Raw genomic sequence first — 25,076 nt, forward strand, 5'->3', positions numbered from 1 at the left:
GATATGAAGAAGGTTTGAGTTCTACCAAGGTAAGACATCGCGTTTGCTTCGGCAATAAAACAACAAGGGAGAGAATAATTATGAAAAATCGTGTAAAAGGAACCATTATGGCTGCACTTGTCGTAGGTATGACCGTTTCCGGAGCGGCAGGCGTTTATGCCGGTGCCAACTTGCAGAAAATTTCCGCCTACCTCAATCACAACATCAGTTTCAAAATCGATGGAAAAACGTTTGTACCGACGGATGGAAAAGGGAACAAATTGGCTCCAATCGTATACAACGACTCGACTTATCTTCCGGTCCGTGCCCTGTCTGAGGCATTGAAGGCATCGGTTGCTTATAATAGCCGTACCGGTGTCATCACCATTGGTACACCTTCTGCGCCTAACAATGGGAATACAGGAAACCATACAGGTACCGATCTTGTGGCTGTTACGTATTCGACTTCTCAAATTCAGGCGATTAAGAAAGAATTCGCGAAATTCGACGGCTTTACTACGGCTTATGCGCCAATGCAGGCGGTGAAAAATGATAGTTTCCAGAAAGTAGCTGCTGGTGGGGATTCGGTCAAGTTTACGTTTAATCACATGAACGTAGAGGTATCGCCGCGGGACTACGCTTTCGAATATGATGGCAAAAACGTCACGCTCTCCAATGGAGTGCAGGCTAAATGGTATACACCAAGCGATACCGCGATGCTGACTTTTAAACTCGATGACCGATTTGTTACGCTCTACTCGCAGGATCATTCCCTCTCGAACGCGCAATTGGAGAAGGTCGCCGTATCCGTCGCTAAATTGAAATAAATCATTGCTGACGATTTTGTTTAACTTAAAAAGCAGATTGATTAAGCAGCAGGCTTCCGAAATATCGGGAGCCTGCTATTTGTGTATCAAACAAAGAACAGACATGGAATAAAACGATCTCGTCATTCGTATTTTATATATTGAATATATTGATATGAAATGTGGTGATTCGGATGAACTCAGCGGACAGAATACCTTTGTATCAGATGGTTCAAGAGTATATACGTGATTTGATCACGTCCCAGGTATTGAAGGTTGGAGACCGTATCCCTACGGAAAAGGAACTTATGGAGCGTTTCGGAGTAAGCAAGATTACTGTCGTGCATGCCTTGTCCGGTTTGGTTAATGAACGAATCATTACAAGAGTTCCCGGTAAGGGGTCCTTTGTAAGTGATCCGGAATATGAAATTCCGACGACATCTTCTAAAAGTGCAGAAAAGCAAACCATTATAACTAGCGGAGAAATGCAGACGAGGCTGATCGGTCTGATTATGCCCAGCATTTATGATTATTTTACCATTAGACTTGTCCAAGGGATTCAGCAAGCACTAAATGAAAACGATTACCGTTTCGTGATCTATTTATCGGAGGGCAGCATTGAGAAGGAAAAAGAGGCGATCCAGACCTGCAGTAAAATTGGTGTGGAAGGGCTGTTGATTTTCCCGGTGGACGAGGAATTATTCAATGAAGAAATTTTAAGCATGAAATTTGCGGGATTTCCGTTTGTTCTCATCGACCGTTACCTTCCAGGGGTGGAAACTCATTATATCGCATCCGACGGTAGGCTTGGCGCTAACCTGGCCGTCAATTACTTATGGGAGCTGGGGCATCGTGAAATCGCCATATGCTCTGATTCGCCCATACAAACCGTTACCGTTCAAGAGCGGATCGACGGATATATGAATGCCTTAAAGGAAAAGGGATCCCTCATTAACCCGGCCCACATCGTAACCGGTTTTGAAATCGGAAGTCTTGAGCAAGCAGAAACACATCCTCTGTACCGATATATCCAAAATCGAATGGCAACGGCCTATATTACCCTAAACGGAAGTCTTGGCGTGAAAATCCATCAGATGGCACGTCAAGCCGGATTGAAGGTGCCTGAGGACATATCCATCATCAGTTTTGACGATCCGACTTCCATCATCGAAGGATACAGCACATTCACACATGTTAAACAGTTTGAACGAGATATGGGTTACCGGGCGGCAATCACGCTGCTTGAGGTCATAAACAGTGATGACGGCCAACCCGGAAAATACATTAAAACCCTCGTGGAGCCGGAATTGGTAATTGGCGAGACGACGGGAACATCTCCTTTTTTCTGACTTGAAGATAACTTTTATGCGAATGAAGAAATTATGGAATGAATCCTACACCATATTGAATATATTTGAATCATACAAATGAAACCGCTTGCAATAAAGGAGGGGAAACCGTGCGATATGCCTTACGCAAATGTGAGACCGGAATATGTGAAATCCATGCGATATAAAGCCTGATACGACGAAGATGTAGGAGGTGTTCGGAGAATGGTACCCAAAGGTGCTGTTATCCCTAGATATGAACGACTAAAAAAGAACAGAAAATTAGTTAAAATATGGCAATTTAGATATATATACTTATTTATTCTTCCTGCGATCCTATGGTTTCTGATTTTTGCCTACTATCCGATGTACGGCATTCTGATCGCGTTCAAAGATTACAAATTCAATCTGGGGATCTTAGGGAGTCCGTGGGCAGGCTTTAAATATTTCGAGCAGTTTTTAAACGATTCCAGCTTTTACGATGTTCTCCGAAATACGTTGTCCATTAGTGCCCTTAAGCTTATTTTCGGATTTCCAGCTCCATTGGTCCTGGCCTTGATGCTTAATGGAATCATGCACAAAAAAATCAAAAGGGTTTTTCAAACGATTTCCTATCTGCCGCACTTCGTGTCGTGGGTCGTCGTCGTTACTTTACTTCAAAAAATCCTGTCTCCGAACGTAGGTCTCATCAATGATATTCGGTACCAGATGGGTTTGGATCCGATCTTTTTTATGGGGAAGCCGGAATTGTTCTATCCATTGGTCATCATTTCCGATATCTGGAAAGGTGTAGGCTGGGGTTCGATCATTTATTTAGCCGCGTTAACGAATATCGATCCGCACCTGTATGAGGCAGCCGAAATCGACGGGGCAGGCCGGTGGAGCAAACTGTTTAAGATCACGCTTCCATCCCTTACGCCAACGATCGGCATATTGCTCATTTTCTCCCTCAGCGGAATACTGAATGCGGGCTTTGACCAAATCTGGCTGATGCAGTCTCCCGCAACATTAAGCGTCTCGGAGATCTTGGATACGTATGTCTTAAAAACTGGCCTGCAGCAAGGGCAATTAGCCTATTCCACGGCCATTGGTTTATTCAAATCTGCGATCTCGCTGCTTCTCATCGTGGTTGTCAACAAAGTATCCAAACGCGTGAGCGATGTATCGTTGTGGTAAACAGCTGGCGCTGAAGATTGAGGAGGTGTGTGTATGGGGGAGAGAAGGCTGACGCCGGCAGATAAAATGTATGCGACGCTGAACTATTCGGTGCTGCTTTTATTCTGCGCTACGGCACTCTATCCATTTATCTATTTTCTGGCCCTTTCTTTCAATGACGGCTACGACGCGATGAAGGGCGGAATCTATCTTTTTCCTAGAGTGTTTACATTAGAAAACTATGCGAAAGCTTTTAGCAATCCCTTAATCTTAAATTCGTTTTATATTTCCATTTCCCGAACCCTGATCGTAACGGTTGGCTCCGTATTTTTGACGGCGTTATTAGCCTACGCCCTGTCGCGGAAAGGGCTGCCCGGAAGAAAATATATCGTATTCTTCTTTTTCTTCACCACGTTGTTCAGCGGAGGCCTCATTCCGACCTTTATCCTGTACCGGGAATTGCACATCCTGAATACGTTTTGGGTGTTGGTACTGCCGTCCCTGTATAACTTTTTCAATGCGATTATTATGAAAACCTTCTTCGACGGAATCCCGGAAGGTCTGTCGGAATCGGCCCGAATCGACGGAGCAAGTGAGTTGGCGGTATTCGCAAGAATCATCCTGCCTCTTTCGATGCCGGTGCTTGCTACTATTGCCTTGTTTGTCGGGGTTGGCGTGTGGAATGACTGGTTTACCGGTCAGTTTTTCATACAGAACGAAAAACTGCAGCCTGCGGCTACGTTCCTGAACAAGATGATCAGCGAAGCGTCTTTCCAGTCGATGACGTCGTCGGGAAATAGCGGATCAGCGATCCAAAACATGACCCAGTCTCAGATGGAGCTGCGGGGTGTAACGCCGGAAGCCTTGAGGATGACCTTCGTCATTATTATCACCACCCCGATCATCTGTGTGTATCCATTCCTTCAGAAATATTTCGTCAAAGGCGTATTGGTAGGTTCGCTTAAGGAGTAGTTGGTATAAAAGGCTAAGCCTTTTATATATAAACTTCCAATGGAAGGGGATTGTAGGATGAGGAAGAACAGGCGTAGGAGTGTTCTTGCGATGACACTAATCGCTTTACTGCTGTTAGTGACCATGACGGCATGTACGGGAACAGGCAAAGAAGAGGACGCAGGCACGGTTGACCCGGGTCCGAATAAGTCAGGTACTGAAGAAATAAAGCCGGTAACCTTGACTTTCCTCAGTGCTTGGAACGGCGGCGGAGCCGGTTTCCCGCAGGACCAGAAAAATAATCCGGTGGCCCAAAAAATCAGGGAAAAAACCGGGGTGACGTTAAACCTGGAATCCATCACGACAAGCGAAGTAGAGAAACTGAATACGATCTTCGCTTCCGGTACGGTCCCGGATATTGTTAACGCACCGTTCTGGTCTACTACAGGAGGAGAAGGGCAAGTCATCAAGAAGGCAGCCATGGAAGGACAGCTTCTGGATTTAACCCCTTATCTCGATAAATACCCGAATATTAAAAGACTGGTGACGACCGGGATTGCGAAGGATTTTGCCGAGTTCGATCTCAATAGTCCCGATTTTGAAGGCAAGACGTATCTCATTCCAACGGAGACCCCGGACGGAACCCCAGAGAGCATTCATAATTGGAATTACGGCCTTTTTGCCAGGGGAGATATCCTGAAAGCTCTAAATGTAAAAGCGGAGGATATTGATACGCAGGATGAACTGTATGATCTATTGGTCAAAATCAGAGATGGCGGTTTCAAAGATATTGGCGGGAAGCCGGTCATCCCGGCCGGAACGATGTGGAATGGATGGGATTACGGGCAGTTCCTTGCCGGATGGTCGGATTATTCGATTTCGGACTTCCGTGAAGTGGACGGAAAACTGATTCACTGGACGCAATCCAAGGATTATGAAGCCAAGTTGTTATACATGAGAAAGCTGCTAAAAGAAGGATTGTTTGATCTTGAAGCCTTCAGCAATACGAGTACAACAGCGAATGAAAAGCTCACGACGGGCAAGATGGCTGTATTCGGTGCCCAACCGATGTTAGCTGATTTACAAAAAACGCTGTATAAGACGAATCCGGAAATGCAATATGAACTACTCGGCCCGATGAAGAATAAGAACGGAGACATTCGAACGCAAGTTGAAAAACCCGGCCGTTCCGGTTTCCCTGTCCTTTTCTTGAGCGCGAACATCAAAGATCCCGATGCGGCATTGCGGTACATTGATTATGTCAACAGCGAAGAAGGGCGATTGCTTGCGTATTTCGGGATTGAAGGAACGCACTATACTATGGAAAACGGGATACCTCAATGGATTCCGGATGTGAAAAAACAATTCGATGAAAACCCGGATCTGAAGAGAGACGCAGGGCTCAATTTTCTTCCAGGAAGATTCATCGGGGCATTCTCCAATGAAGTCACTTGGCCAACGCCCGAAGATCAAAAAACGCAGTGGCAAAAGTTGGAGGAGAGCTTCTCGGCAAAAATGCCTATCAAAATCATAGATAAAGTAAGCGCCAGCTACCTTGCAAGAGAATGGCCCAAATACCAGGATTTTATCAGTAAAACCAGCAGCTTGAATTTCGATGACGAATTTAAGAAAGCGCTGTTTGCTTCGTCAGATGAAGAAGCTCTAAATCTTCTTCATAGTGTTCAAGAAAAATATAAAGCCGCAGGCGTGGATGAAATGGCGGAGTTCGTAGCACAAAAAGCTGCGGAAAGAGATGATGTAGGGTTCTAGATCGTTCAATCTATATCGTGAACCATTTTGGGGTGGCGTTACTGCCATCCCAATTCACTTTCTAACGAATGCTCAAGCGCATACGACGAAGATTAACCGATTACGGAGGGGAAAAAGATGTTGAACGTTGCGATGTTAAGCAAGTGGCATGTGCATGCAGCTGATTACGCCAGAAGGCTGCAAAATCATGGAAATGTAAAGATTACAGCCGTCTGGGACGAACAGCCTGAACGTGGAAGCGAATGGGCTGCCCAATTGGGAGCGGATTTTGAAGCGGATTTGGATACTTTGCTGAAACGGGAAGACGTCGATGGCGTCGTCGTGGACGCCCCTACAAGCATGCACGCAGACGTCATGGTAGCAGCCGCTCAGGCCGGCAAACACATTTTTACCGAAAAAGCCATGGCTCTTACCACCCAGGAATGCGATCGGATCTCTGCAGCGGTACGCAAAGCAGACGTCAAGTTTTGCATTTCATTTCCTGCTCTTACAAGACCACACCAATTGTTCGCTAAACAATTGATCGACGACCATATATTAGGGGGAATTACGCTTTTACGCATTCGTAACGGCCACGATGGTGCTTTAAACAATTGGCTGCCGGAATACTGGTATGATGAGAAACAAACAGGAGGCGGAGCCATGATGGATTTGGGCTGTCATCCGATGTACATCGCAAGTATGCTGCTCGGTAAGCCTAAAAGAATCACCTCCATGTTTCATTACTTTACCCATCGAGCAGTGGAAGATAATGCGCAGTGCTCGATTGAGTTCGTAAACAACGCGGTCGCCCTTGTCGAAACAAGCCTTGTGACGTACAAAACTCCTTCCGCCCTTGAGATTTACGGCACGGAGGGCACCTTGATGATCTCAGATGATTCCGTTAGAGTCATCTCGAAGAAGCTCGATTTGCCTTTCTCCGGATGGATTTCACCGAACCAACTCCCTAAAGAGCAGCCGCTTCCGATCATCCAATGGGCAGATGCATTGCTTCATGACAAGCCGATGCCCTTCGGACTGGAACAGGGGACAAAATTGACGGAGCTATTGGAGGCGGCATATACCGCTCATAAGGAAAACCGAACGGTAGAGTTCAAATAGTGTGGGGGAGGGAATTCAGATGAGAACTGTAAAAGTAGGGATCATCGGCTGCGGCATGATCGCGGGCGGTAAGCATATGCCGTGTCTGTCCAGGTTAGATCATGTGCAGATGGTGGCCTTCTGCGACTTGAAGCCGGAAAGGGCCGAGGAAGCAGCGCAAAAATACGGCACGCCAGATGCAAAGGTGTTTACCAATTACAAAGATCTGCTTGCGATAGAGGATATTGAGGTCGTACATGTATTGACACCAAACAGCGCTCACGCTTCGATATCCATTGATGCTCTCGAAAGCGGCAAACATGTCATGTGTGAAAAACCGATGGCAGTCACAGGCGCAGAGGCCAAAGCGATGTACGAAGCCCACTTGCGAACAGGCAAGAAGCTAACCGTCGGGTACCAGAATCGCTCCAACGCCAGAAGCCAGCTGTTAAAAAAGATGATTACCAATGGGGAGCTTGGAGATATCTATTTTGCCAAAGCGGTTGCGACACGGAGAAGAGGCGTACCTACATGGGGCGTGTTCCTGGATAAAGAGAAACAGGGAGGCGGTCCTATGATTGATATTGGAACCCATTCCCTTGATCTGATCCTGTGGTTGATGGATAACTATGAACCGGTTAGTGTCGTCGGCAGCGTCTTCCATAAACTGAAGTATACCGAAAATGCCGCAAACGAATGGGGATCCTGGGATCCAAACGAATTCGAGGTAGAAGATTCGGCGTTCGGGTATGTGAAATTTAAAAATGGAGCGACGGTCATCATTGAAACCAGCTGGGCCCTTAACATTGCGGAAGGTGGCGGCAACCTGCTGTGCGGAACGAAGGGAGGAGCGGATTTTGCTAAAAATGAGCTGCGGATTAATGGCGAGAGGGATGGGAGCCTGTTCCTGAATAAAATCGATGTGAATCCGAATGCAAGAGAACGATTCAGCGGAGAAGCAATGACCGATTTCGAGTATGAAGCCAAGCAATGGATTGACACTATCGTACACGATACCGAACCTTTGGTTAAACCGAGGGAAGCGATGGTTGTATCGCAAATATTAGAGGCGGTGTATATATCCGCAGAAACGGGAAAAACCGTTTATTTTGATGAGGAATAAGGACGTGGAATGAAGATTATAAAATAAAGCGAAGGTGCCCAAAAGCTTGCTTTTGAGGCACCTTCAACATGTAATCACTTATGGAACAAATGTTGTACGCAGCTTACATCGTGCTAATATCAATGACGAATCTGTATTTCACATCCGAGGCTAATACACGTTTGTAGGCTTCGTCAATCTGGTCGGCCGAGATCACTTCGATCTTAGGAACGATGCTGTGCTGTGCACAGAAGTCCAACATTTCCTGTGTCTCGCGGATGCCTCCAATCATGGAGCCAGCAAATGAACGCCGATGTCCGATGAGGGACATGACATTTAGCGACAACGGCTCCCCAGGGGCACCGACGTTTACCAAAGTTCCGTCAAGCGTAAGCAGTGAGAAATAAGCATCCATATTGATGCTGGCACTCACCGTATTAATAATCAGATCAAAGCGGCCGGCGAGTTTTTCGAAGGTTTCCGGATCGCTAGTGGCGTAGTAGTGGTCTGCACCCAATTGCAGGCCATCTTCTTTTTTACTTAAGGTTTGGGACAAAACCGTGACCTCGGCACCCATCGCATGCGCAATTTGAACAGCCATATGGCCGAGGCCGCCCATACCGACTACAGCTACTTTTTTGCCTGGGCCGGCCCCCCAATGATTAAGCGGGGAATAGGTTGTAATACCCGCGCAAAGCAATGGCGCCGCGGCATCAAGCTCGATGCTGTCAGGAATTCTGACTACGAAATCCTCAGTGACGACAATGTGGGTGGAATAGCCGCCTTGAGTTGGCTCGCCGTATTTGTCAACACCCGCGTAGGTCGGTACGTTTCCTTTGAGGCAGTATTGTTCTTCCCCTTTAAGGCAGTTCTCGCATTCGCCACAGGAATCAACCATACAGCCAACCCCTACACGGTCACCGACTTTGTATTTTGTGACATGAGGGCCAACAGCCGTAACAATTCCTGCAATCTCATGTCCAGGCACAAGCGGATAGTTGACAGGTCCCCATTCGCCGTGAGCCGTATGGATATCGGAATGGCATATTCCCGCAAATTTAATTTCAATTAAAATATCCTGCGAATCCAAATCGCGCCGTTTAATTTCAGCTGCTCGAAACGGTTTGTCAGGACCGTCGACAGCTCTTGCTTTAGCAGTAATCATCTCGAAATCCTCCTATCAATGATTGTTCAAATGTTGCAAAATCAATTTTATTCCCTAGAGTTAACTCTAGGTCAAGCACTGATTTTATGATAATATCAAAATAGGTATAAACGACAGAGCTATATCGCAAAGAAAGGAAGATCCCTGTTGAAGACATTTTCAATCAGCGAAGCTGCCAAGCAATTGAACCTTACTATATATACGTTGCGTTACTACGACAAAGAGGGACTTTTGCCTTTTGTAGAACGGACAGCCAGCGGAACACGCTTGTTTAAAGAATCCGATATCGAGTCATTGAAAGTAATCGAATGTTTGAAAACCACGGGGATGCCGATTAAGGAAATTAAAAATTTTATTAGTTGGTGTTCAGAAGGGGATACGACTCTGAAACAAAGATATGATATGTTTCTGGAACGGAAAGCTGCTGTAGAGGCGCAGATGGAAGAACTTAAAAGAACGATGGAAGTCATCGAACATAAATGCTTTTATTACAAGACTGCGCTCGATGCCGGAACGGAAGATGTTCATAAGCACAACAAAATTGGGAGTAACTTCGCCTCGACTTATTAATAGAAAACCACCTGTAATCCATATATTTCTATATGAATTACAGGTGGTTTTGTTATTCAGAGGTTATAAATTTCGATCCAGCAAGATCCCTGTCTGTTCTGCCATGACACGAGGAGGAACAGTCATTCCATTCCTGAACCACCATTCCACAGCCCCCACAACGGCTGCCCCGAAAAATTGCAGGATAACTTCTTGATTTAAGCCTTGATTTTTCCCTTCGCTTACATCGACTTCAACTTTATACTCTTGAACGACTAAATCAAGGAAACGGCTGCGGAAATGAGCCGCGCTTTTGGTGTTTAACATGATTGAAAAAAACAAATGATGCTCTGCAAAATATTCGAACCAGACATAATTTCCTTCTTGGAAGCTCATTTCCGATGCAGATCGGCAAAGTTCGCTGAGATTACTGATGTGTTCTTCGATAATTTTGTCCAGCAGGTCGTATTTATCCAAATAGTGCAGATATACCGTACCTCGATTCACATTGGCCCGGTCGGAAATATCACGGATGGTAATATCATCAAAGTTTTTTTCTGCCATCAGTTCAAGAATGGCCTTCTTGATTGCTTCTTGGGATTTGACTACCCTTCGATCCACTTTAGTCATTTTTATTACGTCCTCCATCTTAAGATAATCGGCAATTTTGGATCATTTGTTGAGTAACGCACACATTGTGAGGAAATGACCATTGTAGGCATGGGGTTTCTGTATAAAATTATAAACACGAGTTGATTAAACAATCAATGTTCATTTTTACTGCTGTAGTTCATTCTATGTGTATGCTTAATATCAAGTTTTAAGGAGGATCCCATTCATGAGTACGTGGTCGAAAGAAGAATTGAACAGGATCGCTGAGTCCGATGATCTTCACATCTCACCTTTCCGGGAAGACGGTGTTACCTATGGTACCCCGACCTGGATTTGGTCTGTTGTGGTTGACGGCTCACTCTATGTACGCGCCTATTATGGGCAGAACTCCCGTTGGTATCAGGCAGCAGTACAGCAGAAGGCGGGGCGGATCACGGTGGCGGGTATGACAAAGGAGGTCGCTTTTGAACTAGTTGAAGGGGAGATCGGCGACCTCATCGACCATGCATATCGTGCGAAATACAAGGGAAGTCCTTATCTGAACTCGATGATCAGTACGCGGGCCCGTTCAGCCACAGTGAAGGTTGTGCCGCTTACCGTACATTAATCATAACGGCTTGTTTGAATTTGTCCCATGAACAGGAGGCTGCATGATGAATCGAATTGAGAAGAGCCAAGAAACGTACAAGCAGCTATTCCGCGATGGAGTGCCTGCTGCATATGCCACGGATCCTGATTTTCAGGATATTTTGAGGCGGTTTATTTTCGGGGAGGTCTTTCATCAAGGCAGCCTGGATGACAGAATGAGGGAGCTCATCACCTTGGTGGTGCTAACCACAAACCAAACCTTGCCTCAGCTCAGGGCACATGTCCATGCCGCCCTGAACGTCGGACTTACGCCGATCGAAATCAAGGAAGCCGTGTACCAATGCGCGCCTTACGTCGGTTTTCCAAAAACGCTGAATGCCATGACGGAGGTCAACGACGTTTTCAAAGCAAGAAATATCGCATTGCCGCTGGAGAGCCAACAACAGGTTGAAGAAGAGACTCGGTTTGACAAGGGACTTGCCGTGCAGATGGACATTTTCGGGGATGTCATATCCAAAAACCGGGAAAATGCCCCGATCAATCAAAAGCATATTCAGGATTATCTTTCTGCCTTTTGTTTTGGCGACTTTTATACCAGAGGAGGCCTGGATTTGAAAACGCGGGAGCTGTTGACGCTCAGCATCATCAGCGCACTCGGGGGTGCGGATCATCAGGTCAAGGCAGCCCTTGGAGCTCATTGAATTCTGCCAAAAGAATGACATCTTGGTGGAGGCATATTCACCCATTGCACACGGTGCAATCCTTGGTAATACTGAGGTTAAGTCAATAGCAGATAAGTATGGGGTATCCGTTGCCCAGCTTTGCCTGCGTTATGATATCCAGCTTGGTCTTGTCGTACTTCCGAAGACGGCAAATCCAGATCACATGAGAAACAATGCAGAGCTTGATTTTGTTATCGGCGATGCAGATATGGAGACATTGAAGAACGCAGAGCAGATCCAAGATTATGGTGAGCATAGCTTCTTTCCGGTATTTGGCGGGAAATTGAAGTAAACAGAGCCAGAGGATACGAATAAATAATGTTTAATGGAGGAACCCAAATGGCCAAACATGAAGAAGTAAAAAACGGCATAATTTTCCCTGTGGGAGAGAAGAACGAAGGATTTGCCAAATATTTTGTCGGACAAAGTTGCCTGCAGACGTTGGTTGCCGATCCCAGCGTTCCTGTTGGCGTTGGCAACGTAACCTTTGAACCGGGATGCCGGAATAACTGGCATATCCATCGTGATGGGTATCAGATTCTATTGGTAACCGGCGGCGAAGGCTGGTACCAGGAAGAAGGAAAGGCCGCCCAGTTCCTGAGAGCTGGTGATGTTGTTGTTACGCATGATGGTGTAAAACACTGGCATGGTGCAGCAAAAGACAGCTGGTTTGAACATATTGCTATCACCGCTGGTAAGCCGGAATGGCTGGAACCCGTCACGGATGAGCATTACGACAAATTGTAATACAGGTGAAGGCTAGGACCACTTGTTCAGGTATAAAAAACGGGATCGTCCGAATTTGGACGCTCCCGTTTTTATTCATGAAGTTTTTTAAAAGCTGCGTTTACCTGCCAAAGCTCCCTGCATTTTAGTTAAGAATACAATTTGCCCAATATGATATGCGTCGTGCATTGCTAAACTCTTTAGTTCGAGCACCAATGATCTTTCTCCAGGGATCGGTCTATACAAATCTTCTTCTTCTGATTTTGCTAGTATTTTTTCAAGTTCGCGATGAACGTATACGTATTCTTGTTTTGTTTCCTTCCAATTTTGAAGCGTTTCAGCTGGTAATCTAAATGTAGATTTATTATCTTCGGCCTGTGGTTCATTGCCTGTCTCACCAAGAAATCGCATCAGAAGTCTCTTTTCATAGAACAGTAAATGACAAACTAATTCCCAAATGGAATTCATTGAATCAACGGGTTTCCAAATTGCCTGTTCAAACGTAACATCCTCTAGCACTTTTTCAAGTGGTGGAAACCAGTCTTCTTGATCTAAGCAGCTTGCCCATTGCTGCAGCAAAAGCGTTTTTACATCCATTTTTACCCTCCATTACATTTTATGGTCACAATTCAATTGCGAAGTGTTGCTGATGGTTATGAAATGAGCCTTATTACGGAACAATGAACGACACATTATTTTGAAAAACTCTGTTACCAATAGATTATCACAAGTTGTGTTTACCAAGAAATAGCAACTATCTAGAGTCGTATAGGGGTGTCACACACCGGCCACGTTGGCCTATCAGTTATATGTACAATTTAGTATAATGTGGATGATTCGAAGTGAGAGGGGAGAAATAATCATCATGAAGCTTATTGACTTGAGCGTGCCGATCAGCCCGCGTATCCGCGAGCCGTTGCCGGCGAAAATCGAATATGCGACCCATGAAGATGGTGCGCGGCAAGCAGCCGAGATACTGGGACTGAAGCAGGAGGATTTTCCAGAGAGCAAGGCGTGGGCAACGGAAATGGTGACCCTGAATACGCATTCGGGTACCCATATCGACGCGCCATGGCATTACTGGCCGGTCTCGGAAGGGAAGCAAGCAAGGACGATCGACGAACTGCCGCTCGAATGGTTTTATTCTGACGGTGTGGTGCTCGATTTCAGCGCGAAGCCGCCGGGTTATGAGATTACAACGGATGACTTGATCGCTGAGCTGAAACGGATCGAGTATACGCTGAAACCTTTTGATATCGTTCTCATTCGGAGCGATGCGGACAAACGGCTGTATCACGAGCATTATGCATTTCTTCATGCCGGGGTATCGGCTGAAGCTACGCTGTGGCTTCTGGACCAAGGCATCAAGGTAGTCGGCACTGACGGCTGGGGCTGGGATATTCCGCTCAACCTGCAGGCTGAAGCGTATAAAAAGCAGCCGCGGGAAGGCGTACTGTGGGCGGCGCATTACGTCGGTAAGGACAAGGAATATTGCCAGATTGAGAAGCTGGCTAATTTGGACAAAATACCGAAGCCGTTTGGCTTCAAAGTATGCTGTTTTCCGATTAAAGTGGAAAAGGCCAGTGGCGGCTGGTCCCGACCGGTCGCCATCGTGGAAGAATGAAACAAGCTGGCCGCTATCCCATCGACCTGACAGGTCTTCGCAGCCACACGCTTGTGATTCGACCCGGGGTGGGGAGCTTATCCATTGGCCCGTCGTACTTAGGGAAAAAGGCGGATCTTCACGTCGAGCCCGACGCGCGTATCGATTGGACCGTATTTGATGCCTTTGCTACGCCAGCCGGCTCACCTTGGCCGCGTTATCTTCGCTATACAGGCAGTGACGCAGGCTTCTTGGATTGGGCACAGAAGCGTCCCATTGAAGAAATGACGTGGGCCCCCATCCTGTCGGCAGACACGGTGGCGGATGCCAGCCAATCCATTTTGCATGGCTTGCACATCGAGTTGGGACCGTCCGGAGGGTGTCTGAACCTAAAACTTCCGATAACGCCTTGCCGCTTGAATGTGTCCGGAAATCTATCACGCCTCTTGGCCACTGGTAACATGCCGTCTTCTCTGACACTAGCGCCTCACACAAGTAGACGCAAGAATGATCCCCCCTTCTTGATGCCTGACCTAGGTGAGCTGCACCAGGTGACGAGCCTGGCGTTACAGAATACGCCGATGGGACAGCCGGTCTCGCTGGAGTGTCTGAACCGCTTTCCGAACCTACATTCACTGAGTTTATGGGGGAATTTCTGCGATATGGACGTGTTGGCCCGTCAGGCCCGGTTAACGAATCTGGAGCTGCGTTTCATGCCGGATCTGGAAGATTTGCCCCGGTTAGACACGTGGCCGATGCTTGATAGGTTTATCGCATACAACGTGGAAGAGATGACGGGAAAACGTCTGAAGCAGCAAATGAAAGCCCGCGCGAAAATCCGGCCGTGGAACGGTCATGCTTCAGTGAGCCAATTGCGCAAGCCCGAGTGGTGGTCGACCGAGTTCGGGCGCCCATTCTCATCCTGGCCTAAACGTCTGGCCAAGGTGGCTAACGAGGCTTACAACGTTGCACAGGCAAGCTTATCGCAGGCCCGCAGCTTCGCCGATGCCGAGGCAGCCATTACCGCCTTCACCGTACGCTTCAATACCCTCAAAGGTATAGAAACGACTGAGAGAGAGGACCTCGGCGAAGCAGTATGGCAGCTCAGCCAGTCCGATCACCTGATCGGCCAGCCTATCACGGAAGAAATGGCTCAACGCTGGTTCGATGCTGCGCGAAATTACTGAAGCATCAACTCCGTATTTTGCTGTGCCAAGTTTATAAAAGGAGTGATGGCGCCATGACTTTAAATCAACAGCATTGTCAGGAATCGATGAGGTACTTAGCGACTGCCCCCTTTCGCGAAAATGATCCGAAGTTTATCGGCGCAATAAATGAAGTAGACTATGAGTTGTTAACAGCAAATGAGGCAGATTTCATAGAGCAGCTGTATTTTAAGTTGAAAAATATCGCCCTGCGCAATAAAATTCTGCATGGTTTAATTCGGTGCAAGGAATTGGAGCTGAAGGATTTTTTTCAGAAAGCCTATAAGAAGGAACGATATTTGGACATGAGACTGCTTACCATCCATGGATTAGCGCATTATGCCACAGAAGAAGAGATCGACAAGGTCATCGATCATTTCCTTAAGATTTTGATGAAGCGGCCGGAGACTACACCCTACAACTACCAGGAATATGAGTTTTTAAGATCCGCCTTCGGGCTGCCTCTCCTCATTAAAAAATACGGGTATCGCTGTTTTGAGAAAGCACTTCAACAAGTCGAGAAACAATATGATGCTATGCCGGAAGCATTTAAGGGGCATTTTACTATTGATGAAAATGGAAAGGCAGTCCAGTTGAGGAGTCCCCACGAAACGAAACAGATGATTGAACGTTTTTTTGCGGCACAGAACGGTCGCTAATCAGCTTATCCGCGGTGTCGTGAAGTGGCTTAATTTTATTTTTTCTTCATTAAAAACGGATAAGAACTTCGAACCAAGGCAAGAGAGCCCCAAAACAAGGCGAGCGCCAGAACGGGATGCAGCGCGCCTGCAATATGGAGAGCCGTAATATATTGAAGACTGATCAGGACGAACAGCCCAAGACTTCCCCAGATCATGCTCCGGTTGAGTTTCCCGACGATGCCGAGGATGAACAGGATGAGCGAGATCGATCCAAACAGGGGAACGAACGACCGATGATATTTCCAAAGTTCCGAATCCCCGAACAAAGCCATTCCGGCCAGATATACTTGCACAACGATACAGATCAAAAATACGAACGCAAGGATGGCATACGCCGAGCGGTAATATTTCACTCGGGAAGACTCCTTTTTAATCGCTTCAACGTTCAATGTTCCAGCTCCTTTCATCAGATGTAATGGTCATACGTCAATTTTTGAACTACACATAAGACGCTGAAGGGCTCTGGATTGTGACAGCGGAAACGAACAAGGAAATGAAACCGGCAAGTAGAATAAATATGGAACATATATTTTTGGGGAGGGATGACTGAATGGCTGAACTGATTTATCATGTTGCCGTTTCATTAGATAACTTTATTGCGGATCAAGGTATGATGGATGGAGATATTCATGAGTCAAGCTTTTTATTTGAAGGGGATCATGTTCCAGACTTTTTAACAGATATTCAACAATACGATGCCGTATTGATGGGTGGAAAAACATATGAGTTTGGATTTCAATTCGGTGCTAAACCAGGTGAACCGGGTTATAAGGGCATTAAACATTACATATTTTCAAAATCCATGCAATTTGAGTCAAACGAAGAGGTCGAACTTATCCATGATGATGCAATAGAATTTATTAAGAATCTCAAACAACAAGGGAACGGTAAAATTTGGCTATGTGGAGGCGGGGAATTAGCGGGGTCGTTGATTAAACATAAACTCATTGATCAATTAGTGCTGAAGGTTAATCCAATTATTGTGGGTGAAGGTGTTCCTCTCTTTGGAAGCGTAAAGCCACGTCTTAACTTGAAATTAGTGAACATGAAACAGTACTCTAATGGAGTTACCAAACCGACGTACAACATTATTTATACATAGGATGATTCTGGAGAACCTCTTTGTTAAGCTAGTTTAGCCGGCTGTTTTTCATTTCTCAATATATACAGAGGAAAAAGTGAAGCTTACAAATGGCTGCAACCTATTTGAAGCCGCTTCCGTCTGATGGATTGTTAGCAGGTAGACGTCATCCATCTCAGGATCGGAAGGAGCTTTTTTATGAACAAGAAACGAACTAAACTAACGGTATTATTCACTTTGGCGGGGGTACTCGGCACAACGGCCGCAGTCGAAGCTGGCGCTTTAGTTGAAAAGGTTACAGGTTACCTTCAAAAAGATACAAAGGTTCTTATTAATGGACAAGACAGCATGCTTACGCCTGTTTCTATTGATGGTAAACTGTATATTCCAGTCCGTGATGCTGCGGCCAAGCTTGGGTATTCATTAAATTACGACGAAGCGAGCAAAGAAATTGAGCTCGGCGAAGCGGTTGACCTGATGCGTGCGTCTGGTGTAATTGTAAGCGTACAGGCCAATGTAGACGGGAAGTACCGGATCGAGCTGCTCGGCAGCACATGGGTTATATTGACGGTAGACAAATCGACGGCTATTAAAAGCCTGGACGGCAAAATGCTAACCCCAGCCGATTTGAAAGCCGGCACACAAATCGATGCAGCGTTCGGACCTGCGATGGCGACGAGCTTCCCGGGCCAAGCGCAAGCTGTGAGTGTTCAAATTCACGCAGATCGCACGGTCAAAGAAGATACCATCAAAGCCGTGAAACACACGGATGACGGCTGGCAGGTTCAATTAGGCGACAATTTGGTATTAAACGCAGGTAAGGAAACGCGTGTCATGACATCTCAAGGGGAGTCCTTGAATTGGGAGGACCTGAAGACAGGTACGAAAGTAACAGCGTACTACGGCCCACTCATGATGCAAAGCCTTCCTCCACAAAGTCCGCTTTTCCTCCTAGTGGTACAGGCTCAAGCACCTGTTGCAGGCGGACTGAAAATGTCGCCGGAGACAGCGCAGGAATACCGCAACTTGGCATGGGCGCAAGTGAGTGCGCAAGTTTCCCATATTACGACTAAGCAAAACGATGCACCTGTTCAAATTGTCTCCTCTAAAGAGGTTGGTGTACTAGCTGCTACGGCCGAGCAGAAGAAATTGCTTGATGACGTCCAGGCTACGAACGGAAGCGTTGTGACGGTGACTTACAACACCGACCAAGACGAGCTGCTTGGGCCGCTGACCGCCGTGTTCGATTTCAACACAAAAGCTTTTATCGGATTCAATGCTAGAAGATAAAATCATTTCTAAGCTGCCATGAAATTCAATCGCCTTGAATTTCATGGTTTTTTTATTTACCGGATGAAGTTGTTAAATGAGAATAAGGGGGCACACTGGAACTCTCCCGGACGATTGAGCACGAAAAAGGGCTGATGAACTTGATAAACGTGTGAATGACCGCTTCCTTATGCCTATTCCTTCGGATAAAGGCTAACATACCATTAAATAGACCTTTTATTTAGTAGGCTATGCTTATGAGCAATCGTAGGAAAGGGGATGTAATTGATATAAATTCGGCTATTCGAAATCTTAGCAGTGCCAGGCTTACTGTGCGATATCGAAAGAACAGGCGTGCTGTTCGAAAAATTAGAAAATCGCAGCTTCACACCGGCAGAAAACAGTCCCTTATCGTTAGCAGGCAGCGCTATGGTAAGAATCGAACCAAGCGCAATTTCATCAGAAGGAACCGTGACAAAATTCTGCTTAAGCATGACAGCCGCATTCATACTAACCCGATCGGTCCTAGTTTTGATCGTCTGATTGGTGGAACGGCTGAAATTAGTGGAGGAATTACCGATATTCCAGGCATTCTTGTAGGTCATGCAGAGGACGAAAGCCACCGCACGGGCTGCACCGTGATCTAGTGTCCTGGTGGCGCAGTACCCAGTGTCGATGTCAGAGGCGGCTTCCTAGGAACGGAACAAACCGATGCCCTGCATCCTGAAACTGCGACTGATGTCATACAGGGTATTCTGCTCACAGGCGGAAGCAATTTCGGACTTGCGGCAACAGCGGGGGTGATGAACTGGCTCGCCGATCATGGAATAGGAGCTCCTACGGATGCCGGACCGCTACCTACGGTGTCTTCAGCAGTTATTTTTGACCTCATTTTTGCAAAAGGTTCCCTCAGACCCGATGCGGCATTGGGCTACGCCGCCAGTCAAGCGGTGAATTCAGGCCCTGTAGCCGAAGGAAGTGTGGGAGCGGGTGCCGGAGCAACGGTAGGAAAAATCTACGGCAGACCGATGAAGGGCGGCGTAGGAACGGCTTCATGGCAAATTCCCGGCGGCCCCATGGGTAGCAGCCATTGTCGTCGTGAATGCCTTAGGCGACATATGGGACCATGACCGCATCATCGCCGGGGCACTTACGCCAGATGGCACTTTTGTAAACCAAACCCGGGCTATTCTCGAGGGAGAACCACTGCTGTCGGCCCAAAGCCGAAATACCACGATTGCCGTGGTGGCCACTACAGCGAAGTTGACGAAAGCCGAGGCAAGCCGGGTCGCAACGCTTGCCCATGACGGTATGGCTAGGGCGATTTCCCCAGTCCACACACAGGGTGACGGAGATACCATTTTCTGTCTGGCCACAGGCACCGATACCAGCGGCCTGACAGGGAATGATGCGGTGACAGCCGTGGGCACCGTTGCCGCGGTCGTTCTGGAACAGGCTATTATCCGGGAAGTCAAAGCCGCTCAATAATTTCACTTATGGCGGTTTGTCGTTAAACCAGATGGCCCAGACAGGGATCGTCCTGTCTGGGCCTGGACTTTTCAGTATAATCAATTGTTGCGGCGGGTTCTCTTCCCGCGAACAACCTTAAGCGGACGCATCATATCGTAGTCTTCGTGCTCTAGAATATGGCAGTGCCAAACGTAATTTCCCGTATACGGTACGAATTTGGCAATAATTTTGGTTACAAATCCCGGGGGAACCCGAACAACGTCCTTATTCCCGCGTTCGTTTGGATCTGGAGGAACGGCCGGACCTGTGTAGCGTATCTTTTTCGTCTTGTTATAGTAATTCACATCGAAAGGTCGTCGGCTGAGAATCTGGAAATGAACCAAATGCGTATGCATGGGATGCGTGTTAGTACCCGGGTTAACGAAGTTCCACACCTCGATCGATCCTAGCTTCGGTCGCTGCGTGGCCGGCGCCTCGAAACCTTTGCCGTTTAACAGCTGAACCTGCCTTCCGTATTGATCAGGAGACGAGTTTAGCTCAATATACCGTACCCGGCGTGCCTTGCCAGGTGATAGCTGAGGGATGAGTCTCAATTTGTCGGGGATCTTGCTGTTGTCCGGAGAAGTAAGACGATGCGCTACCCGGAATTGCATGATTTTTCCCGTTGTATTCGGATCAGGCTTTGCTCCTCCCGGAAACGGTGCCCTGGCACTGTTAGTAAGTACAATTTTTTGGCCTTTGTGTTGTGAAAAGTCTATGATCACATCCGCGCGCTCGGCAGGCCCAAGTGTCAGTTCTTTAACCTGCACCGGTTTTCTCAGGAAGCCTTGATCGTTTCCGATTTGAATAAACGATTGACCGGAGCTCAACCGCATTTGATAAAAACGCCCATTAGCACCGTTTATTATACGGAATCTGTATTTTCTCGGCTCCACGTTAAGATATGGCCATACGGTCCCGTTAACCAGATTCGTATTTCCGAAGAATAGCGGCACGATCGAAGGGTTTACCCCCTTAACCGGCGGGGTCGTGTTGCTCGGATAAAAGAGCTGCCCATTTTTCTTGAAAGATCTGTCCTGAATGAGCAAAGGAATTTCGAACTTTCCTGCGGGCAAATGGAGAGACTCTTCGAGAGCATCGCGCAGCAGATAAGCGCCGGCCAAACCGGCATACAGATTCAAACGGGTAATCCCGAGCGCATGGTCATGATAAAACAAGGTGGTTGCAGATTGCTGGTTCGGATACTCATATACCTTCTGTTTGAACAACGGTCCGACCTGCCGAAAATTGCGGCTAAACCAGGCTAACGGATTTCCGTCGCTTCCTTGACGGGCTACAGTACCGTGAAGATGAACGACAGTGCGAACTTCAGGTTCGTTAGGTCCGGCCCCTGGAATCGTTTTGTCTACAGGCAATAGATGCTTGAGCGGCAGCTCATTGATCCATTTGACGCGGACCTTGTTGTTTTTGTGGGCGATGATGGTCGGTCCCGGATAACTTCCGTTATATCCCCATACGGTCGTAGGCGGAAGATCCCTATGCAGCTTTTGCTTAACCTGCTTCATTCGTACTTCGTAATAAGTGCTTTTTCCCTCTCGGATTTTAGGTTTTAAAATCTGCGGAATGGCGAGTGGAGTAACAAACTTTTTCAACGGCACGTATGATCCTCCTGACTAAGACTTGGCATTTGTTCCAAGGCATCAGCCTTGTCGCTGATATAATTTAATGCCGGTCGAGGAGGTCGTGAACCGTACAAGAGCCCAACAATTTTTAGTATTCTTTCCGTTTATCTCGGCCTATGTCACAGCTTCACAGACCGTAACATGCCATAGATGCCGTTTAAATTCTGGATCGGGGAAAACTTTACTTCAACCGCTGCTTTGCCTGCGGTCATTTCAGCAGGGATTTCAAACATTTTGTCATAAAAAGCCCGTTTTCTTTCCAACGGAACCGATTCGGTAGCAAGCAGTTTTCCGTCCACCCAAATCTCGACGCCCCCGGCTCTGGACCCGTGGCTGAAAGTAACAGAGAGACCGTTTTTTACTTCAGGGTCTATCTTTAATTCATAGCTGAACCAACCGTCTGGTTCCGCTCTTCTCCCATTCAGGCCTTCCCAAGTTCCGGCATGAGTCCGTTCACCCTTAACTTGATGCTGCAGCTCATATTGGTCGTTTCCGATCTGGATACCGTCGATCGTGGCTTCTCTGATCAGCTGTTCTTGCTGAGATTTCTCCAGGTGTTCGTGCAGGCTGTTCGAATCGGCTTCAACGAACCTCCAATAGATGCCGTATCTCTCGCTATGCTGCTTGAAGTGTGGGGTAAAGATCAATCGATTGTCTTCATCCGTATTTCGGAGCACAAAGGAAAGCTCGCCGTCTTTTTGGATGAAATGCCGGTCGAAGCCTGCAAACCATTCCTGAACACTCATGCCTTGCGGGATGACGAAATCTTTCATGAGCATTCGCCGGGTAGGGATACTGACGTTAACCCCTGTTTTCGATTCAACCCAATCATCATTGCCCAATCCGGCACTTAGAACGACCGGACCATAACGAAATCCCACCACATTTGGTGCATCAGGCAAACTGGAGTAATCGGCTTTCATCGGGATGCGGATATGTAACGAGTCGCCATCTTTCCATAACCGATCAATGATTGCATAACCATCCCTGACTTCCGGTTGAATGTTCGCTCCGTTCAGGGATATGGTTGGTTCGCCTGCGGTCCAATAAGGGATGCGAATACGAACGGACAAATGTCGTTCCTTCTTGCAGGTATCGGTCAGCTCAAAAGACAGTTGAACCGTATCGCTGAATGGAACGTCAGGGTTTTGTGTGATCTTCACCTGCTGCTCCGCCCAATCCAGTGTACTGCTTATAAATTGATTGACATACAACCGGTCACCCGAGTGAAAATAAAGGCTGTCGTTCAATTTGGTGAAGCTCTCCATGCCGGTCCCGGTGCAGCACCAGAAATGCTCAAACGGAGAGCTGTACACCTTGAAATAACCAGTCGCCATCGGCTGAAAATACATCGTCATTCCTGTGTCCGGGTTTTGGGAGGAAAGGATAGCGTTGATATATGTTGTCTCGTAAAAATCAGCGTATTTCACATCCTGGGTAAGCTTGAATAGCTCCCGCGTCAGCTTCAACATATTGTAGCTATTGCAGGTTTCGCATGTGATATCGGACCGTCTGGCATCGAGCAGATCAGGCTCTCCGAAATGCTCAGATTCGCTGTTGCCTCCTGTTATGTAGCTGTGGTGGTATACGACCATGTCCCAGAATCTTTCTGCAGCCTCCCGATAAAAAACTTCGCTTTCTCCCAATGCTAAATATCGGTTCAGGGCTCCTACAAATTTGGGGATCATTGTATTGGCGTGCTTGCCTTTCAATATATCTTTGCCTTCCCAAATGGCATGAAACAGGCTGATTTCGTCAAATTGATGGGCGGCTTCCGCATGGCGGGGATTTCCGGTCAATTGATACAAGTTGTACAGGCAATCGTTCATCCCGCCGTATTCCACTGCGAGCACGGTTGATTGCAATTCTTTGGACCAACGGGAAGTCCGATCCGCTGCCCAATCGCCCAGTTTATTGACGAGGTCATAAGCGGCTTGTATTTGGGTCGATTGATAAACGTCGATGAGTCCGGCGATGATTTTGTGCATCGTGTACCACGGCACCCAAGCGGGTATCCGATTTTCCACGTTATCGAACAGCGTTTCGGGAAATGCTGACAAATACCCGTTATCCAACTGGCAACCGGCCAATTCGGATACAAGATACTCTAAATTAGCGAGGATCCTGTCGTTCCGGCTCTGGGCATAGGCCTGCGCGCATGCCGACAGATAGTGGCCCATGGTATGGCCGCGAATCTCCGTTTTTTCCCAACCAGGGTAAGTCTCGGCTGTGGACGGGAGTCCCGCAACTTCCCGGAATCCGGCCAGCAGGCGATTTGGATCGTAGCTTAATAAATAAGCGACCTCTTTTGTAAAGGCATTCACAAAATAATCTCCAGTCAGCACGACCTGATTCAAACCAAAATCGTGTAATCTCATTTCCCCGATCGGTCCTTTCTGTACCAAGTTTCTCCTTCAGTGGAGAGTACATCAAGTGTACCTTTTCCTCACTTTTCGTTAAATAATCGAAGGTCGGTTTTTGTGTCAAAATGTCAGCAGTTTATACTTACATCTGCTTCAGCATGATTTTTAAATTTACTTGAAAATATCATGGATAAACCTATCCAAGTTTGGTATCTTATTCATACGCTTAGTGTATAAAGGTTTGATCGCAAGGGAGAGACCAACGATGAATTGTTTTCGCTTCCGGGTGGATGGCCCGGTGAAAATGGTGATGACCGGGAAATTTATGTCTCCGTCTCCGGAGTGGCAGCATATGAACCGGATCTTAATGGAGTATGAGTTGTTTATCCAGACTCGCGGAACGTTGTACATTTCATGCAATGCGAAGAAATTTGCCTTGAGAGAAGGGGAATTCCTGCTGATGCCGCCTCGATCGCATCAATACGGCTATCAGGCGTCGGACTGCAGTTTTTACTGGCTGCATTTCTCGGCGCGCGGGGAAACGGAAAGCATCACTGCCGATGAACTTGAGCAAGCCTGTGATCCTGAGGTCATCGCGATTCCAGAGTACGGCACCCTGCGCAGCCCCAACAAACTGACCGTCATGCTCAAGCAATTGCAGGATTCCGTCAGGAGCTACCGAGAACCAAACTTGAACAATTATTTGACAACAGGTGTCTTGTGTGAGATTTACAATCAGATGTTTTTCGTTCAGAATCAACCCGCCAAACCGGAGAAGCAGCAGCTGTACAATGACATTGTGGATTACATCAAGTGGTATAAGGAAGAAAATTTGAAGGTTGAACATTTGGCCAAGCATTTCGGGTATAACGCCAAATACTTGACGGGCTTGTTTTCTTCCATAGCAGGCATTTCCTTGAAGCAGTACATCATGCAGGAAAAGATGGAGGCGGCCAAGTTTCTGCTAACGGATACGAATCGGAAGATTACCGAAATCGCCAACCAATTGGGATTTTCAAACAGCCATTCGTTCATGAAAGCATTCAAGAAAAAAACAAGTCTGACCCCATCGGAATACCGCAATGCTTACGCTACCCGCTTGCTTTATTATAAGTAAAAAAAATCCGCTCCAGAGCCCTGATGGCTTACTATATCAGCAGTAGAGGCGA

Annotated in this window: 27 protein-coding genes; 21 read left to right on the plus strand and 6 right to left on the minus strand. The window is 47.1% G+C overall.

The genetic code is table 11. The features are described from left to right. Positions 1-80 precede the first annotated feature (80 nt). The 7 genes from K2F33_RS21895 (at position 81) to K2F33_RS21925 (ending at position 8,192) form a co-directional block, all read left to right on the plus strand. Positions 81-806 carry a copper amine oxidase N-terminal domain-containing protein gene (locus K2F33_RS21895; protein WP_263878580.1) on the plus strand — a complete coding sequence of 242 codons (726 nt, stop codon included), beginning with the start codon at positions 81-83 and terminating at the stop codon, positions 804-806. Between the two features lie 173 nt (positions 807-979). Beyond that, positions 980-2,134, plus strand: a complete 1,155-nt coding sequence (locus tag K2F33_RS21900; protein WP_263878581.1) for a GntR family transcriptional regulator — start codon at positions 980-982, stop codon at positions 2,132-2,134. 345 nt (positions 2,135-2,479) lie between these two features. Next, positions 2,480-3,289, plus strand: coding sequence for an ABC transporter permease (locus K2F33_RS21905; protein WP_256992854.1), 810 nt, complete (start codon positions 2,480-2,482; stop codon positions 3,287-3,289). 33 nt (positions 3,290-3,322) lie between these two features. After that, positions 3,323-4,240 (plus strand): carbohydrate ABC transporter permease, encoded by a 918-nt coding sequence (locus tag K2F33_RS21910; RefSeq protein WP_076164828.1) that lies wholly within the window; start codon positions 3,323-3,325, stop codon positions 4,238-4,240. 90 nt (positions 4,241-4,330) lie between these two features. Next, the gene (locus K2F33_RS21915) at positions 4,331-5,989 is read left to right on the plus strand and encodes an extracellular solute-binding protein (protein WP_076164830.1); all 1,659 of its coding nucleotides are present in this window, start codon (positions 4,331-4,333) and stop codon (positions 5,987-5,989) included. Positions 5,990-6,106: 117 nt separating this feature from the next. Beyond that, positions 6,107-7,090, plus strand: a complete 984-nt coding sequence (locus tag K2F33_RS21920) for a Gfo/Idh/MocA family protein (protein ID WP_263878582.1) — start codon at positions 6,107-6,109, stop codon at positions 7,088-7,090. Between the two features lie 19 nt (positions 7,091-7,109). After that, the gene (locus K2F33_RS21925) at positions 7,110-8,192 is read left to right on the plus strand and encodes a Gfo/Idh/MocA family protein (RefSeq protein WP_263878583.1); all 1,083 of its coding nucleotides are present in this window, start codon (positions 7,110-7,112) and stop codon (positions 8,190-8,192) included. A 103-nt stretch (positions 8,193-8,295) separates the two neighbouring features. Here the strand turns inward: K2F33_RS21925 and K2F33_RS21930 are convergent, their stop codons facing one another. Beyond that, complete coding sequence (locus tag K2F33_RS21930) at positions 8,296-9,336, minus strand: NAD(P)-dependent alcohol dehydrogenase (RefSeq protein WP_089547567.1); 1,041 nt, start codon at positions 9,334-9,336, stop codon at positions 8,296-8,298. 147 nt (positions 9,337-9,483) lie between these two features. On the opposite strand from K2F33_RS21930, the gene K2F33_RS21935 reads away from it, so the two are divergent. Next, positions 9,484-9,906, plus strand: coding sequence for a MerR family transcriptional regulator (locus tag K2F33_RS21935; RefSeq protein WP_145018560.1), 423 nt, complete (start codon positions 9,484-9,486; stop codon positions 9,904-9,906). Positions 9,907-9,969: 63 nt separating this feature from the next. Here K2F33_RS21935 and K2F33_RS21940 read toward each other — a convergent pair whose 3' ends face one another. Beyond that, a complete protein-coding gene (locus K2F33_RS21940; RefSeq protein WP_263878584.1) occupies positions 9,970-10,515 on the minus strand; it encodes a TetR/AcrR family transcriptional regulator in 546 nt (181 codons plus the stop codon). Positions 10,516-10,723: 208 nt separating this feature from the next. Here K2F33_RS21940 and K2F33_RS21945 point away from each other — a divergent pair, with 208 nt between their 5' ends. The 4 genes from K2F33_RS21945 to K2F33_RS21960 are packed head-to-tail and all read left to right on the plus strand — an operon-like array spanning position 10,724 to position 12,554. Further along, a complete protein-coding gene (locus K2F33_RS21945; protein ID WP_200633521.1) occupies positions 10,724-11,104 on the plus strand; it encodes a DUF2255 family protein in 381 nt (126 codons plus the stop codon). Between the two features lie 43 nt (positions 11,105-11,147). Next, on the plus strand, positions 11,148-11,786 hold the full coding sequence (locus K2F33_RS21950; protein WP_263878585.1) for a carboxymuconolactone decarboxylase family protein: 639 nt from the start codon (positions 11,148-11,150) through the stop codon (positions 11,784-11,786). After that, complete coding sequence (locus K2F33_RS21955; protein WP_263878586.1) at positions 11,773-12,099, plus strand: aldo/keto reductase; 327 nt, start codon at positions 11,773-11,775, stop codon at positions 12,097-12,099. The genes K2F33_RS21950 and K2F33_RS21955 overlap by 14 nt, the downstream gene beginning before the upstream one ends. Positions 12,100-12,146: 47 nt before the next feature. Next, entirely contained in the window at positions 12,147-12,554 is a 408-nt protein-coding gene (locus K2F33_RS21960; RefSeq protein ID WP_263878587.1) for a cupin domain-containing protein, read from the plus strand. Between the two features lie 87 nt (positions 12,555-12,641). Here the strand turns inward: K2F33_RS21960 and K2F33_RS21965 are convergent, their stop codons facing one another. Then, a complete protein-coding gene (locus tag K2F33_RS21965) occupies positions 12,642-13,130 on the minus strand; it encodes a DinB family protein (RefSeq protein ID WP_212983984.1) in 489 nt (162 codons plus the stop codon). A gap of 268 nt (positions 13,131-13,398) precedes the next feature. Here K2F33_RS21965 and K2F33_RS21970 point away from each other — a divergent pair, with 268 nt between their 5' ends. The 3 genes from K2F33_RS21970 to K2F33_RS21980 are packed head-to-tail and all read left to right on the plus strand — an operon-like array spanning position 13,399 to position 16,000. Beyond that, positions 13,399-14,157 (plus strand): cyclase family protein, encoded by a 759-nt coding sequence (locus tag K2F33_RS21970; protein ID WP_263878588.1) that lies wholly within the window; start codon positions 13,399-13,401, stop codon positions 14,155-14,157. Further along, on the plus strand, positions 14,154-15,323 hold the full coding sequence (locus K2F33_RS21975; protein WP_263878589.1) for a hypothetical protein: 1,170 nt from the start codon (positions 14,154-14,156) through the stop codon (positions 15,321-15,323). The genes K2F33_RS21970 and K2F33_RS21975 overlap by 4 nt, the downstream gene beginning before the upstream one ends. Before the next feature lie 53 nt (positions 15,324-15,376). Beyond that, entirely contained in the window at positions 15,377-16,000 is a 624-nt protein-coding gene (locus K2F33_RS21980; protein ID WP_263878590.1) for a hypothetical protein, read from the plus strand. A gap of 35 nt (positions 16,001-16,035) precedes the next feature. On the opposite strand, the gene K2F33_RS21985 is transcribed toward K2F33_RS21980, so the two are convergent. Next, positions 16,036-16,395: a DUF6220 domain-containing protein gene (locus K2F33_RS21985; protein WP_143811866.1), complete on the minus strand. Its 360-nt coding sequence runs from the start codon at positions 16,393-16,395 to the stop codon at positions 16,036-16,038. 197 nt (positions 16,396-16,592) lie between these two features. Between K2F33_RS21985 and K2F33_RS21990 the strand changes: the two genes are divergently transcribed. The 5 genes from K2F33_RS21990 to K2F33_RS22005 all read left to right on the plus strand — a co-directional run bounded on the left by K2F33_RS21990 (position 16,593) and on the right by K2F33_RS22005 (position 19,880). Then, positions 16,593-17,144, plus strand: coding sequence for a dihydrofolate reductase family protein (locus K2F33_RS21990; RefSeq protein WP_263878591.1), 552 nt, complete (start codon positions 16,593-16,595; stop codon positions 17,142-17,144). A gap of 177 nt (positions 17,145-17,321) precedes the next feature. Next, positions 17,322-18,413 carry a copper amine oxidase N-terminal domain-containing protein gene (locus K2F33_RS21995; protein ID WP_263878592.1) on the plus strand — a complete coding sequence of 364 codons (1,092 nt, stop codon included), beginning with the start codon at positions 17,322-17,324 and terminating at the stop codon, positions 18,411-18,413. Between the two features lie 236 nt (positions 18,414-18,649). Then, positions 18,650-19,039, plus strand: a complete 390-nt coding sequence (locus K2F33_RS22000; RefSeq protein ID WP_263878593.1) for a hypothetical protein — start codon at positions 18,650-18,652, stop codon at positions 19,037-19,039. Between the two features lie 69 nt (positions 19,040-19,108). Then, the gene (locus K2F33_RS33725; RefSeq protein WP_412974009.1) at positions 19,109-19,522 is read left to right on the plus strand and encodes a P1 family peptidase; all 414 of its coding nucleotides are present in this window, start codon (positions 19,109-19,111) and stop codon (positions 19,520-19,522) included. Next, positions 19,491-19,880, plus strand: coding sequence for a P1 family peptidase (locus tag K2F33_RS22005; protein WP_263878594.1), 390 nt, complete (start codon positions 19,491-19,493; stop codon positions 19,878-19,880). Before K2F33_RS33725 ends, K2F33_RS22005 begins: the two co-directional genes overlap by 32 nt. 80 nt (positions 19,881-19,960) lie before the next feature. Here K2F33_RS22005 and K2F33_RS22010 read toward each other — a convergent pair whose 3' ends face one another. After that, entirely contained in the window at positions 19,961-21,520 is a 1,560-nt protein-coding gene (locus K2F33_RS22010; protein WP_263878595.1) for a multicopper oxidase family protein, read from the minus strand. Positions 21,521-21,663: 143 nt separating this feature from the next. Next, positions 21,664-23,949, minus strand: a complete 2,286-nt coding sequence (locus K2F33_RS22015) for a glycoside hydrolase family 127 protein (RefSeq protein WP_263878596.1) — start codon at positions 23,947-23,949, stop codon at positions 21,664-21,666. Between the two features lie 223 nt (positions 23,950-24,172). Between K2F33_RS22015 and K2F33_RS22020 the strand changes: the two genes are divergently transcribed. Continuing rightward, positions 24,173-25,024, plus strand: a complete 852-nt coding sequence (locus tag K2F33_RS22020; RefSeq protein WP_263878597.1) for an AraC family transcriptional regulator — start codon at positions 24,173-24,175, stop codon at positions 25,022-25,024. Positions 25,025-25,076: the final 52 nt, after the last annotated feature.

Source organism: Paenibacillus sp. PSB04 (assembly GCF_025809195.1).
GTDB lineage: Bacteria > Bacillota > Bacilli > Paenibacillales > Paenibacillaceae > Paenibacillus_AQ > Paenibacillus_AQ favisporus.

Excerpts from the sequence above, each read along its gene's own strand:
- K2F33_RS21910 (WP_076164828.1), top strand. The coding sequence starts at position 3,323 with ATGGGGGAGAGAAGGCTGACGCCGGCAGATAAAATGTATGCGACGCTG.
- K2F33_RS21905 (WP_256992854.1), top strand. The coding sequence starts at position 2,480 with ATGTACGGCATTCTGATCGCGTTCAAAGATTACAAATTCAATCTGGGG.
- K2F33_RS21915 (WP_076164830.1), top strand. The coding sequence starts at position 4,331 with ATGACACTAATCGCTTTACTGCTGTTAGTGACCATGACGGCATGTACG.
- K2F33_RS21995 (WP_263878592.1), top strand. The coding sequence starts at position 17,322 with ATGAACAAGAAACGAACTAAACTAACGGTATTATTCACTTTGGCGGGG.
- K2F33_RS21895 (WP_263878580.1), top strand. The coding sequence starts at position 81 with ATGAAAAATCGTGTAAAAGGAACCATTATGGCTGCACTTGTCGTAGGT.
- K2F33_RS21960 (WP_263878587.1), top strand. The coding sequence starts at position 12,147 with ATGGCCAAACATGAAGAAGTAAAAAACGGCATAATTTTCCCTGTGGGA.
- K2F33_RS21930 (WP_089547567.1), bottom strand. The coding sequence starts at position 9,336 with ATGATTACTGCTAAAGCAAGAGCTGTCGACGGTCCTGACAAACCGTTT.
- K2F33_RS21925 (WP_263878583.1), top strand. The coding sequence starts at position 7,110 with ATGAGAACTGTAAAAGTAGGGATCATCGGCTGCGGCATGATCGCGGGC.
- K2F33_RS22020 (WP_263878597.1), top strand. The coding sequence starts at position 24,173 with ATGAATTGTTTTCGCTTCCGGGTGGATGGCCCGGTGAAAATGGTGATG.
- K2F33_RS21950 (WP_263878585.1), top strand. The coding sequence starts at position 11,148 with ATGATGAATCGAATTGAGAAGAGCCAAGAAACGTACAAGCAGCTATTC.
- K2F33_RS21920 (WP_263878582.1), top strand. The coding sequence starts at position 6,107 with ATGTTGAACGTTGCGATGTTAAGCAAGTGGCATGTGCATGCAGCTGAT.
- K2F33_RS21970 (WP_263878588.1), top strand. The coding sequence starts at position 13,399 with ATGAAGCTTATTGACTTGAGCGTGCCGATCAGCCCGCGTATCCGCGAG.
- K2F33_RS21975 (WP_263878589.1), top strand. The coding sequence starts at position 14,154 with ATGAAACAAGCTGGCCGCTATCCCATCGACCTGACAGGTCTTCGCAGC.
- K2F33_RS21945 (WP_200633521.1), top strand. The coding sequence starts at position 10,724 with ATGAGTACGTGGTCGAAAGAAGAATTGAACAGGATCGCTGAGTCCGAT.
- K2F33_RS21940 (WP_263878584.1), bottom strand. The coding sequence starts at position 10,515 with ATGACTAAAGTGGATCGAAGGGTAGTCAAATCCCAAGAAGCAATCAAG.
- K2F33_RS21900 (WP_263878581.1), top strand. The coding sequence starts at position 980 with ATGAACTCAGCGGACAGAATACCTTTGTATCAGATGGTTCAAGAGTAT.
- K2F33_RS21990 (WP_263878591.1), top strand. The coding sequence starts at position 16,593 with ATGGCTGAACTGATTTATCATGTTGCCGTTTCATTAGATAACTTTATT.
- K2F33_RS21965 (WP_212983984.1), bottom strand. The coding sequence starts at position 13,130 with ATGGATGTAAAAACGCTTTTGCTGCAGCAATGGGCAAGCTGCTTAGAT.
- K2F33_RS22000 (WP_263878593.1), top strand. The coding sequence starts at position 18,650 with ATGAGCAATCGTAGGAAAGGGGATGTAATTGATATAAATTCGGCTATT.
- K2F33_RS21980 (WP_263878590.1), top strand. The coding sequence starts at position 15,377 with ATGACTTTAAATCAACAGCATTGTCAGGAATCGATGAGGTACTTAGCG.